Here is an 11,930-nt window from a genome sequence, read left to right on the forward strand (position 1 = left end):
CCGGACGGGGCATCGGCCGCCGCGGCCGGACGAGGTGCACCGACCCCGCCTCGACCGGCCTCCGTGAGATGGACGCGGGGCCGAGGATCGGCCGGAGGGGCTTCGTGTCGGCGGTCCTCAGTCCGCCGGGCCGAGGTAGGGATCGACCTCGCCCGTGACGGCGCGCACCACGAGACGGACGTGGTCGTCGCCCATCGGGGGCAGGGCGTCGGTGGGCCACCAGGCGGCCTCGGTGGCCTCGTCGTCGCCGACGCGCGGCTCGCCCGCGACCCACCGGCAGCGGAAGGCGTGGTCGACGTAGTCCGACACGTCACCGTTCGGGTACGTGATGGGGCCGACGACCCGCACCGCGACGAGGCGCTCGACGGCGATCTGCACGCACGTCTCCTCCATCGCCTCGCGCACGGCCGTGTCGGCGGGGTGCTCGCGCGGGTCGACGATGCCGCTCACCGGCGTGTAGCGGCCGTCGTCGCTGCGCTTGACGAGGAGCACCTGCGGCGGGCCGTCGGGACGCTCGGGGTCGTCGCGCAGGACGATCGCCGTCACCCCCGTGAGCCACAGAGGGTCGTGGCCGACGTGGCGGCGCAGCTCGGCGACGTGCGGGGGAATCGGCATGCGACCCAGCGTAGGAGGTTCGGGACCCCCGTCGCCCACCCCGACCCGCCGCGCCCGGCCCCTACGCTGGAGACATCATGAGCACCTCTCTCCCCGACCCCACGGACCCCGCCCGCGTCGAGTCACCGGAGGAGCAGACGCCCCACCCCGTCCTCCCGGTGCGCACCGAACGGACGGGACGCACCGGGAGCAGCGTGCCCGAATACCTCGAAGACACGGACGACCTCGGCGACACGGACGGTCTCGACGAGGACGAGGACCAGGACGAGGACGAGGACGACGGACCCTCACGCACAGCGAAGCAGTGGTGGCCGTACCTGATCTCGGCGCTCGCGTTCCTCGTCGCGCCGTACGTCATCGGGATGGCTCTGCCCGCCGCGACGGCGACGACGGCGATGCTCGTGCTGCTGCCGGTGGCGGCGTTCGGCACCGGGGTGCTCGACGGCGCGGTGTTCCGGTCCACGTGGTCGTTCCCGATCCTCACGGGCCTGATCTGCTGGTTCGCGCTCAAGCTGTATTCCGACCCGGGCACGTGGATCTACGCCGTCGGCGTGTTCCTGCTGTGCCTGGCGGGCAGCCATCTCGGCGGCCGACTCCGTGGTGGAGCCGAGGGACGGCCCGCCGACTCCGGCGTCGGGAAGGTGTGACGCGTGGAGGTCTGGACGCTGCACCATCCGCAGCAGGGCGTCATCGAGCTGGAGCAGGGGTTCGACGCCGAGTTCGTCGGGCGTTACCCCGACTGGCCGGTGCCCGACTCCGACACGGACGAGAACGGCGCCCCGAAGTCCGGCGTGCGGGCCGGCATCGATGCGGGCCCGCGGGAGCGCGTCGAGCGGTGGGTCCGCAACCCGCCGCTGCGGCTGCAGGTGACGGTCGACGGGCGCGTGGTCGGACGGTACTCGGGGACCGCGGACGGCGACCTGCCCCTGATGGGACGCCGCGGGATCACCAAGCTGGCGTCCGTCGGTTCCGCCCTCAGCCGGTCGAAGCCACACCTGCGCATCCGCGCCAACACGTTCGACGACCTCCTGGAGGTCTACTACCGCGACGCCGACTCGATCATCGAGGTCGACCCGCCCGCCGGGTCGCGCGGGGCCAAGCGGCGGGAGGCGATGGCGTCCAGCGACGTCAAGCGGGTCGCGTACCCGTTCCTCGCGGGGCTCGGCAAGGCCGGGTGGGCGATCGCGATCTTCGTCCTCGGGCCGATCATCGGCAGGCTCCTGCCCCACTGGGACGTCGACCTGCCCGACGTTCCGTGGCCAGACCTGCCGCCGCTGCCGCAGATCCACCTGCCGGTGCCGGGGTTCCCGCGCATCCACCTACCCGTCCCCCACCTCGACCTGCCGCCGCTGCCCGACCTCCCCGATCTACCGCCGCTGCCGCCGTGGCTCGTCACGGTGCTGGAGCACGACCAGTTCTGGAAGCCCGTGCTCATCGGCCTCGTCCTCGGCGTCATCGGGCTGCGCAACCACCGCAGGTCCGAGGCGGAGAAGGCCCGCTGGGCGCAGACCCACCCCGACGGCGCGGACGCCGAGACGACGACCGACGAAGGACGGGCGGCCGCAGGGGACGATGCCGGGGTCGCGGGGAAGCCCGCGACGGCCGACGACGTGCACCCCGGCGCCGAGCCGGACGTCCCGGACGAGGCGGACCGCATCCCGTGACCGCGGAGTGACGCCATCAGGACGGAGTCGATGCCCCCTCGGCGCCCCCCCGAGCCCGTGACCTGCAGTCTCACGGACTGAGACGGGCTCGAGACCGTTCGAATGGCGCTACCTCCGCACCGACCGCGCCCGCCGCATGGGTGCCCGCCGCAGCCCGGCCCGCCTCAGCTCCGCAAGCCCAGCTCCCCCGCGGCCCGTGCGACGCGGTCGTCGAGGACGGTCCACGCCCCCGGCGTCACGCCGGGGTGGCGGCCGCGGTCGATGCGCGCGAGGGCGTCCGTGAGGTCGGTGACGACGTCGACGACGGCCGCGCGGGCCGCGTCGCCGGGCACGCCCCACGAGGCGACCTCGTCGACGACGTGGGCGACCGTGAGGGCGTCGAAGTCGGACTCCCCCGCCAGGTCGAGCGCCGTGCGGTGCGCGCCGGGATGGTGCAGGTGCGCGGCGACGTCGTACGCGGGGGCGACGTCGACCCGGCCGTCGGCGTGCCGCAGGAACGACGTGTTCTTGGCGTGGTGGTCGCTGTTGCCCACGAGCCACGAGAACGCCACGAGCCGCGCCAGGGGCGAGAGCCGCCCGCGACCGGCGCGGATCACGTCGGATGCGGCCCGCCACGACGGGATCGTGCGGCCGCGCTGGAACTTGCGGGCCGGGTCGGCGGTGTTGAGCCCGAGCGCCTGGGCGAGGTCCTCCTGGTGCAGGCGCGCGACCCCGCTCCGGCCGTCCGGCATCCGGTCGTACCGGGAGACGGCGATGGCGCGCAGCCCGTCGACCTCGATCACCTCGGCCTGCACGGTCGTCACCCCGACGCGGCGGCCCAGGTCCAGGCAGGCGGCCTCGGTGTCGACGACGTCGGCGGCGTCGCTGCCCACGGGGTGGGCCACCTTGAGGATCCACGTCGACGGGATGCCCGGCGGGGGCTGCCACCACGACCCGTCGGCGGCGCGACGCAGGGCGATCTTGGGCACGAGGCCGGCGAGCGAGATGGACGTGAGGCCGCCGTCGCGGCGGCTGCTGCCCGCCCGTTCGAGCAGCTCCCTGACCTGCGCGTCGCCGAGCGGCACGGGCTCTGCGGCGGGGTCCCCGGGCCGACCCGTGCGGGGGACGAAGTCGAGCGCGCCGGCGGTGTCGCGGCCGTACCGGCGCAGCATCGCGAACGTGTCGTCGGGGTCGATGCCGGCGTTGACGGCGTAGTGCAGCCGCGCCTGCCCCTCGGGCAACAGCCCGGCGACGACGACGCCGGCGCGCAGGTCGTGCAGCCTCGCCCCGGGCTCGCCGACGGGTGCGGCGTGCCCCACGACGCGGGCCCCGACGCCCCATCGGGCGGCGGCGTCGGCGGTCCACGTCCAGTCGAGGCGGTGCGGTTCACGCCCGCGCCGCACCTCCGCGACGTGGGTGCCGTAGAGGACGACGTCGAGGACGTCGGACGCGGCACCGGAGGAGGTGCGGGTCACCATCCGAGGTCCTTGAGCGCGGGGGCGCCCCCGTCTGGGTCGTCGTCCACCGCGACGGCATCGTCACCCGATGCGCCCGTCCGGGAGAGGCCGGAGGCGGCGTCGCGGGCGCCGGGTTCCTCGACGACGAGGCGGGCGTCGAGGGCGTCGAGCACGGCGTGCAGGCGCTGGACGAACAGGGTGGAGCGGCCGTTCTCCAGGTCGACGACGAACCGCCGCGGCACCCCGGCGGCGTCGGCGAGTTCGGCCTGGGTGAGACCGTGCGCGCGACGCAGGAGGAGGAGCAGCGCGCCGAGGTCGGCGGGCTCGTCGGCCGCTCCCCACAGGGGAGGGCGGGTGCCGTCGTCCATGATCGACCTCCTGTACGGATATCCGCACACCCATGGTAAGTGCGATTATCTGTACACGCCAGGGACGTGGCCGGTTATCCGTTCATGCCCGTCGCCGGACGGGCGGATCAGCAGCAGCGGGCGCCGGGGTCGCGGTCGAGAGAACGGTAGTGCTCGCGCCAGAACTCCTTCTCCCCCATCGGTTCGACGTCGGGGTGGGCGACGCGGTGGTGGGCGAGGTAGCGGTCGTATCGGTCGGCGCCGAGGATCGACCGCCACGTCGCCCACGCCAGACGCCCCGCCGCCCGCACCCGGCCGGTGAGGGCCTGGGTGCGGGCGGCGAGGGTCGTACCGGTCGCGACGTCGGCCATCAGTGGCCCGTGCGGTGGGCGAGGGCGACGTCGGGGTGCTCCTCGTAGAACGCCTCCCACTCCCGCTCCAGCTCCTTCTCGGGCGGGGTGGTGACGAACCCGGCGGGTGCGAACACCCGCGAGGCGACGTACGGGCCCTCCGTGTCGATCCGCGACGCGCCCCGCAGCGTCTGCAGGGTGCGGACCACCGCGACGACGATGACGACGATCGCGAGGACGACGAAGAGGATCGACAGGCTGCCCTGCACGAACGTGTTGCGGACGACGGCCTCCATCGCCTCGGGCGTCTTCGCCGTGCCGAGTTGCGTCTTGCCCGCCGCGAGGGCGTCCTTGAACGCCCTGTGCTGCGCCCAGTAGCCGATGGCGGGGACGGAACTGAAGATCTTGTAGAACGAGCCGGTGATCGTCACCGCGGAGACGAACGCGAGCGGTGCGGCGATGATCCACAGCGAACGGCGGCGGCCCATGTGGGCGGCGATGGCGAGGCAGACGGCGAGCGCGATCGCGGCGAGGAGCTGGTTCGCGATGCCGAACAGCGGGAAGAACGTGTTGATGCCGCCGAGCGGGTCGTGCACGCCGAGAAGGAGGATCGACCCCCACCCGGCGACCATGACGCCGGTGCACAACCACTTGCCGAGGGTCCAGTCGAGGTCGGCGAACTTGGGCCACACGTTGCCGAGGGCGTCCTGGAGCATGAACCGGGCGACGCGGGTGCCGGCGTCGACGCTCGTGAGGATGAACAGCGCCTCGAACATGATCGCGAAGTGGTACCAGAACCCCATGAGGGCCGACCCGCCGAGGAACTGGTGCATGATCTGCGCGAGTCCGATCGCCATCGTCGGCGCGCCACCGGTGCGGGAGACGACCGAGGGCTCCCCGACGGCCTGCGCGGTCGCGGCGAGTGCGTCGGGCGTGGTGTGGACGCCCATGAGTCCGAGGTTGTTGACGAACGCGGCCGCACCCTCGACGGTGCCCTGAGTGACGGCGGGCGAGGAGTTCATCGCGAAGTAGAGGCCGCGGTCGATGGACACGGCGCACACGAGGGCCATGACGGCGACGAACGACTCGGCGAGCATGCCCGCGTAGCCGACCATCTTGGCCTGACGTTCCTTCTCCAGCAGCTTCGGCGTCGTGCCCGACGCGATCGTCGCGTGGAAGCCGGAGAGCGCACCGCACGCGATCGTCACGAAGAGGAACGGGAACAGCGGGCCGGAGAACACCGGGCCGTCGCTGCGGAACGCGAGCTCGGTGAAGGCGGGCGTGTGGATCTCGGGGCGGACCACGACGATGCCGACCGCGAGCAGGGCGATCGTGCCGATCTTCATGAACGTCGAGAGGTAGTCGCGCGGGGTGAGGAGGATCCACACGGGCAGCACGGCCGCGACGAACCCGTAGACGATGACGGCCCACGCGAGGGTGCCGCGGGACAGGTGGAACATCGACGCGAGCGCGGGGTTCGCGTTGATCCACCCGCCCGCGACGATCGCGAGCAGGAGGAGGACGACGCCGATGGCCGAGACCTCACCGACACGGCCCGGGCGGAGGAACCGCATGTAGACGCCCATGACGAGCGCGATCGGGATCGTCATGCCGACGCTGAACACGCCCCACGGGCTGTCGCCGAGGGAGTTGACGACGACGAGCGCGAGGATCGCGACGATGATGAGCATGATCGTCAGCGTCGCGACGAGGGCGGCCGCACCACCGACGGTGCCGAGCTCGTCCTTGGCCATCTGACCGATGGACCGGCCGCCGCGCCGCATGGAGAAGAAGAGGACGAGGTAGTCCTGCACGGCGCCGGCGAGGATGACGCCGACGATGATCCACAACGTGCTCGGCAGGTAGCCCATCTGCGCGGCGAGGATGGGGCCGACGAGCGGACCGGCACCGGCGATCGCGGCGAAGTGGTGACCGAAGAGGACACGGCGGTCGGTGCGGACGAAGTCCTTGCCGTCGGCGGCGTACTCCGCCGGGGTGGCGCGCCGGTCGTCGGGCCTGAGGAGCGTGTCCTCGATGTACGTCGCGTAGAAGCGGTAGGCGATCGCGTACGTCGCGAGCGCGGCGAAGACGAACCAGATCGCGTTGACGGTCTCGCCGCGCACGAGCGCGAGCATCACCCACGCGACGCCGCCGACGAGCGCGACGACCGACCACGTGAGGATCTTCGACAACGGCCAGGCGCGGTCGTGCGCCTCACGCCTCTCCGGGTCGACCGCCGGCGGCGGCCATCCCTCGGTGCGGACGTCCTCGTTCGTGGGTACCGGACTCATCTGCCGTCTCCTCGCTGTGCATCCACGCTGATGCGACGCGCCCTCCCCGAAGGGGCGAGGCCCGTCGCCGGGAACGGTACGCCCGCGCGGGGGCGCTCCTGTCCGAGATGCCCGAACGTCCCGGGTGCCCGCGTCGCCACCGCGAGCGTCGAAGGGGCGGCGTGCCGCGGGGTGACCGGGCGGCCGGGAGTGGCACCCGTGACGGACGGGTCGGGGCGTCGCACGGGTCGTCCCGGTGCGGGGCGTCCCGGCTTTGTACCCTTCCCCCATGACCGACGCCGGCGCCCGCTCTCCACAGCCCTTCGACCCGCAGGCCTGGGAGGAGGTCGCCGGGTTCGACTTCACCGACATCACGTACCACCGGTGTGTCCTGCCCGGCCCGGTTCCGGGCCGCACCCTCGGTGCGGTGCGCATCGCGTTCGACCGACCCGAGGTGCTCAACGCGTTCCGGCCGCACACCGTCGACGAGCTGTACCGCGCGCTCGACCATGCGCGTCGCTCGGCCGACGTCGGCGTCGTCCTCCTCACCGGCAACGGCCCGCACCCCACCCCCGGCAAGTCGGGCGAGACCGCCGGGTGGGCCTTCTGCACCGGCGGCGACCAGCGCATCCGCGGCCGCTCCGGCTACCAGTACGCGAGCGCCGAGGCGGAGGAGAAGGGCGACGAGTCGAGCAACAGCGTCGACACCGCGCGTGTCAAGGCCGAGGGCGGTCGCCTCCACATCCTCGAGGTGCAGCGGCTCATCCGCACGATGCCGAAGGTCGTCGTCGCGGTCGTCCCCGGCTGGGCCGCGGGCGGTGGGCACTCCCTCCACGTCGTCTGCGACCTCACGATCGCGAGCCGCGAGTACGCCCGGTTCAAGCAGACCGACGCCGACGTGGGCTCCTTCGACGCCGGTTACGGCAGCGCCTACCTCGCGAAGATGGTCGGGCAGAAGTTCGCCCGCGAGATCTTCTTCCTCGGCCGCGCCTACACCGCCGAGGACATGCACCGCATGGGCGCCGTCAACATCGTCGCGGACCACGCCGAGCTCGAGGCGACGGCCATCGAGGTGGCGAAGGAGATCATGGGCAAGTCGCCGCAGGCGCAGCGCATGCTCAAGTTCGCGTTCAACCTCGCCGACGACGGACTCATGGGCCAGCAGGTGTTCGCGGGCGAGGCCACGCGCCTCGCGTACATGACCGACGAGGCCGTCGAGGGCCGCGACCAGTTCCTCGAGAAGCGCGACCCCGACTGGTCCCCCTTCCCCTGGTACTTCTGATCGGGGGTCCCCCATGCCCGCCGACACCCCCACACCCGCACCACGGGGGGACCGTGGGCCCCACGCCCCCGAGGACCGGGCCACCGAGGCGCGCCGCCGACGCGCGTCCGGTGGCCGGGCGCTCAAGTCACGCCGACTGAGACTCGCCCGCCTCGAGCAGCTCGAGCACTTCGGCCGCCCCACCCCCCGCCCCACGGGCGGTGCCTCCCGCCTCGCGTGGATCGACGCCGCCCGCGGACTCGCGATCGTCGCCGTCGTGCTCCTCCACGTGAGCATCGGCCACTACTACGCCCTGCCGCAGGCCGCCGACTGGGTCGTCCCCCGCTGGGACCGCATCAACCAGGTCGTCGCCGTCATCCGCATGCCGCTGCTCTTCGTCGTCTCCGGCATGCTCGCCTCCGGCAAGATCCGCCGCGGCTTCGCCCACGGCAACGCGATCCTCTCCGCGGTGACGAACTACTACCTGTACCTCGTGTGGCTCGCCGTGTACGGGTTCCTCTTCATCGCGTCCGGGCCCGTCGTCGTCCCGTTCCAACCCGCGCGCGTGCAGGACTTCTTCATCCAGATCGTCGAGCCGCGCACCCCGCTGTGGTTCGTGTTCGGTCTCGCCGCCTACACGCTCGTCTTCACGGCGCTACGCCGCGTCCCGCCGGGGATCGTCCTCGCCGGCTCCGCCGCCGTGAGCATCTGGGCCGGGATGACATGGACCGTCGAGTCGCCGCTGTGGACCCGGATCCTGCTCTACGTGTTCTACTTCGTCCTCGGCGTCCACGCGAAGCCGCTCATCCTCCGTCACGCCCGCTCGTGGTGGGTCCTCCTCGGGAGCGGCGTGCTCACCGTCGCGTTCTTCCAGGCGTTCGGCCTCGCGACCCTCATGACGCCGAAGCCGCTCTCGTTCGGCGACTCCGTCCTCTCCCTCGTCCTCCAGCTCGCCGCGAGCGTCCTCGGCATCACCGCCTCTGCGCAGCTGTGCCGGTGGCGGCCATGGCGCGTCGTCGGTTCCTGGGTCGGACGCCGCACGCTCGGCATCTACGTCATGCACGTGCCGGTCATCGTCGCGTGGCACTTCGCCGTCGAACTCGGCCCCCTCGCCGTCGTCGAGACCCTCACCGCGACCTCGCTGTGGTTCGACCTGCTCTACCCCGTGCTCCTCACCGCGTTCGTCGTCGTCGTGTGCGTCGGCATCGAGACACTCCTCGGCACGCTGCGCCTTGCCCACCTCTTCCGACTCCCCAGCCGACTCCGCCGCCGTCTCTACCGCCGGTGACCCACGCCGACGACCGGTGAGACGCGGCGCATGACGGAGCCGGAAGTGGCACGGGATGCGGGCGGGCGACGCGGCCGGCATGCGACGACGGCCGCGCCGGGGCCGGGCCGGGGCCTCGGGACGGTGACGACACGACGACGGCGCCGGTTCTCGCACCGGCGCCGTCGTCACGTCCTCACGCTTCGCGCAGCGGCCCGCGGTGGAGCTTGTACGGGGTGGCCTGGGCGACGGGCTTGACCGTCATCCGGTCGATGTTGACGTGGGCGGGCAGCGAGACGACCCAGCGGACGCACTCCGCGACGTCCTCCTCGGAGAGGGGGTGGTCGACGCCCTCGTAGACGGCCTTCGCCTTCTCCTCGTCCCCGCCGAACCGGACGAGGGAGAACCCCTCGGACTCGACGAGACCCGGCGCGATGTCGCAGATGCGGATCGGTTCGCCGTTGAGCTCGAGGCGCAGCGCGTCGCTCGCGTACCGCTCGGCGGCCTTGACGCCGCAGTACCCGGCGCCCTTCTCGTACGCGCCGTCACCGGCCGTCGACGTGATCGTGACGATCGTGCCGCCGCCCGACGCCCGCAGCGCCGGCAGCAGGGCCTTCGTCACCGCGACGGTGCCGAGGACGTTGACCTCGTACATCGCCCGCCACTTGTCGAGCGCCGCCTCCTCGACGGGCTCGAGACCGAACGCGCCACCCGCGTTGTTGACGAGCACCGCGACGTCGTCACCCGCCTCCTCCGCGAGCCGCGTGACGTCCTCGGCCTTCGTCACGTCGCACGTCACCGCGACGCCGCCGAACTCCTCCGCGATCCCGGCGAGCTTCTCGCCCCGCCGTGCCGCGAGGACGACCCGGTAGCCGTCCGCGGCGAGGGCCTGCGCCGTCGCCTTGCCGATACCGCTGCTCGCACCCGTCACCACTGCCGTCTTCGTCATGGCCCCATTCTCGCGCCGCCGCCTGCTCACCCACCGCCGCTCCCCGGTTTCCGGGGCCCTCCGTCATACAGCGGGGCAGGGGCGTCGCCCGACGCCCGCAGCGCACCCCTCTGACCTGCGCCGACGCAGAACATCTTCCCGCCACCACCCGCGCCGCCGACATCGCTGTACCGCGGAGGGGCCGAGGAGTCGGGGGGTGCCGCGCGCTACGGTGCCCCGGTGACGATCGCGCCCCTGGCCGTGCCCACCGACCCGACGGACCCGGAGCTGCTCGACCGGCTCGCGACCGCGGCCGCCGGAACGGGCCCCCTCCTGCTCCCCCACGCCGCCGATGCCCCGGCCCCGGTGGTCGAGGACGCCGACGTGGCCCACCTCGCCGCGCTCGGCGCCGACACCGGTGGCGGGATCGCCGTCGGCACCTCCGGGTCGACCGGCGCCGCGAAGCGCGCCGTGCTGCCGGCCACGGCGCTCGCCGCCTCGGCCGATGCGACCCACGCGCGCCTCGGCGGCCCCGGCCGCTGGCTGCTCACGCTGCCCGCCCACCACGTCGCGGGCCTCCAGGTCGTACTCCGATCCCTCCGCGCAGGCGCCCCGCCCGTTCCCCTCCCCCCGGCCGACTCGTTCACCCCCGCGGTGTTCGCCGCGGGCGCCGAGGCGATGGCCGCGGCCACGAGCGCGCAGGAACGCCGCTACACCTCCCTCGTGCCGACGCAGGTGCGCCGCCTCCTGGCCGACGCCCGCGCCGTCGAGGCCGCCCGCGGGTTCGACGCGATCCTCGTCGGCGGATCCGCCTGCCCCGCCGACCTCCTCGAGGAGGCCGCGCGGGCGGGGCTGCGACTCGTCACGACGTACGGCATGAGCGAGACGTGCGGCGGATGCGTCTACGACGGGCGCCCCCTCGACGGCGCCCGCGTCCGCCTCGTCGAGGGGAGGATCCACCTCACCGGTCCGATGCTCGCCGCCGGATACCTCCGCCCCCCGGCCGAGTCGCCCTTCGTCGAGCTCGACGGCGAACGCTGGCTCCGCACCGACGACCTCGGCCGCCTCGACACCGACGGCGAAGGGCACGACGGCGAAGGGCACGACGGGCACGAGCGTCTCGTCGTCGAGGGCCGCGCGGACGACGTCGTCGTCACGGGCGGCCTCAAGGTGTGGCCCGCGCAGGTCGTCGCCGCCCTCGCCCCGGCCCTTCCCGCCGGGTGCGACGTCGCGGTCGTCGGCGTCCCCGACGCCGAGTGGGGTCAGCGGGTCGCCGCCCTCGTCGAGGCATCCGCCGGGCAGGAGAGCGCGGCGCGAGAGGCGCTCGACGCCCGTGCCCGGGAGGCCCTCCCCCGTCATGCGCGACCCCGACTCGTCCGGGTGGCCCCCGCCCTGCCGCGCGTCGCGCTCGGCAAGCCCGACCGGCGCCGGATCGCCGAGATCCTCGCCGCACCGGAGTGGGATGATGGATCACCCACCGTGCCGGGCCTCCCGCAGGCCCACCCGAAGGAAGGATGAGGGTTGCTCCGCGTCGTCGCCGCCGTCGCGCTCCTCGTGTTCACGGTCTACACGCTCGTCGACTGCGTGCAGACCGAGGACGAGCGCGTCAAGGGCCTGCCCAAGATCGTGTGGGTGTTCGTCATCCTCCTGTTCCCCCTCGCCGGAGGTCTCGGCTGGTGGTTCGGCGGCCGTGCCGCGGGCATGCCCCTGCCGATGCCGCCCCACCGTGCCCCCCGCCGTCGCGGGCCCATCGGGCCCGACGACGACCCCGACTTCCTCGGACGGCTCTGAC

12 protein-coding genes are annotated in these 11,930 nt (G+C 73.2%); 6 read left to right on the forward strand and 6 right to left on the reverse strand.

What is annotated here, in order from left to right; all coding sequences use genetic code 11:
* Positions 1-117: 117 nt before the first annotated feature.
* Entirely contained in the window at positions 118-615 is a 498-nt protein-coding gene (locus MOPEL_RS08175; protein WP_009482412.1) for an NUDIX hydrolase, read from the reverse strand.
* A gap of 77 nt (positions 616-692) precedes the next feature.
* Between MOPEL_RS08175 and MOPEL_RS08180 the strand changes: the two genes are divergently transcribed.
* Positions 693-1,262, forward strand: coding sequence for a hypothetical protein (locus tag MOPEL_RS08180; RefSeq protein ID WP_009482413.1), 570 nt, complete (start codon positions 693-695; stop codon positions 1,260-1,262).
* A gap of 3 nt (positions 1,263-1,265) precedes the next feature.
* The gene (locus tag MOPEL_RS08185) at positions 1,266-2,279 is read left to right on the forward strand and encodes a hypothetical protein (protein ID WP_009482414.1); all 1,014 of its coding nucleotides are present in this window, start codon (positions 1,266-1,268) and stop codon (positions 2,277-2,279) included.
* A gap of 164 nt (positions 2,280-2,443) precedes the next feature.
* Here MOPEL_RS08185 and MOPEL_RS08190 read toward each other — a convergent pair whose 3' ends face one another.
* The 4 genes from MOPEL_RS08190 to MOPEL_RS08205 all read right to left on the reverse strand — a co-directional run bounded on the left by MOPEL_RS08190 (position 2,444) and on the right by MOPEL_RS08205 (position 6,703).
* A complete protein-coding gene (locus MOPEL_RS08190) occupies positions 2,444-3,736 on the reverse strand; it encodes a type II toxin-antitoxin system HipA family toxin (RefSeq protein ID WP_009482415.1) in 1,293 nt (430 codons plus the stop codon).
* On the reverse strand, positions 3,730-4,083 hold the full coding sequence (locus MOPEL_RS16635; protein WP_009482416.1) for a helix-turn-helix domain-containing protein: 354 nt from the start codon (positions 4,081-4,083) through the stop codon (positions 3,730-3,732). The genes MOPEL_RS08190 and MOPEL_RS16635 overlap by 7 nt, the downstream gene beginning before the upstream one ends.
* Before the next feature lie 107 nt (positions 4,084-4,190).
* Positions 4,191-4,433: a YbdD/YjiX family protein gene (locus MOPEL_RS08200; RefSeq protein WP_009482417.1), complete on the reverse strand. Its 243-nt coding sequence runs from the start codon at positions 4,431-4,433 to the stop codon at positions 4,191-4,193.
* Entirely contained in the window at positions 4,433-6,703 is a 2,271-nt protein-coding gene (locus MOPEL_RS08205; RefSeq protein WP_009482418.1) for a carbon starvation CstA family protein, read from the reverse strand. The genes MOPEL_RS08200 and MOPEL_RS08205 overlap by 1 nt, the downstream gene beginning before the upstream one ends.
* A gap of 268 nt (positions 6,704-6,971) precedes the next feature.
* On the opposite strand from MOPEL_RS08205, the gene MOPEL_RS08210 reads away from it, so the two are divergent.
* Both MOPEL_RS08210 and MOPEL_RS08215 read left to right on the forward strand, forming a co-directional pair.
* Complete coding sequence (locus tag MOPEL_RS08210) at positions 6,972-7,964, forward strand: 1,4-dihydroxy-2-naphthoyl-CoA synthase (protein ID WP_009482419.1); 993 nt, start codon at positions 6,972-6,974, stop codon at positions 7,962-7,964.
* A gap of 13 nt (positions 7,965-7,977) precedes the next feature.
* Complete coding sequence (locus MOPEL_RS08215; RefSeq protein WP_009482420.1) at positions 7,978-9,231, forward strand: acyltransferase family protein; 1,254 nt, start codon at positions 7,978-7,980, stop codon at positions 9,229-9,231.
* A 175-nt stretch (positions 9,232-9,406) separates the two neighbouring features.
* On the opposite strand, the gene MOPEL_RS08220 is transcribed toward MOPEL_RS08215, so the two are convergent.
* Entirely contained in the window at positions 9,407-10,159 is a 753-nt protein-coding gene (locus tag MOPEL_RS08220) for an SDR family NAD(P)-dependent oxidoreductase (protein WP_009482421.1), read from the reverse strand.
* A 219-nt stretch (positions 10,160-10,378) separates the two neighbouring features.
* On the opposite strand from MOPEL_RS08220, the gene MOPEL_RS08225 reads away from it, so the two are divergent.
* Together MOPEL_RS08225 and MOPEL_RS08230 are read left to right on the forward strand one after the other, a co-directional pair.
* A complete protein-coding gene (locus MOPEL_RS08225; protein WP_009482422.1) occupies positions 10,379-11,656 on the forward strand; it encodes an AMP-binding protein in 1,278 nt (425 codons plus the stop codon).
* A gap of 3 nt (positions 11,657-11,659) precedes the next feature.
* Positions 11,660-11,929, forward strand: coding sequence for a PLD nuclease N-terminal domain-containing protein (locus tag MOPEL_RS08230; RefSeq protein WP_009482423.1), 270 nt, complete (start codon positions 11,660-11,662; stop codon positions 11,927-11,929).
* The last annotated feature ends 1 nt before the right edge of the window (position 11,930 follow it).

It is taken from the genome of Mobilicoccus pelagius NBRC 104925, assembly GCF_000247995.1.
GTDB classification, from domain to species: domain Bacteria; phylum Actinomycetota; class Actinomycetes; order Actinomycetales; family Dermatophilaceae; genus Mobilicoccus; species Mobilicoccus pelagius.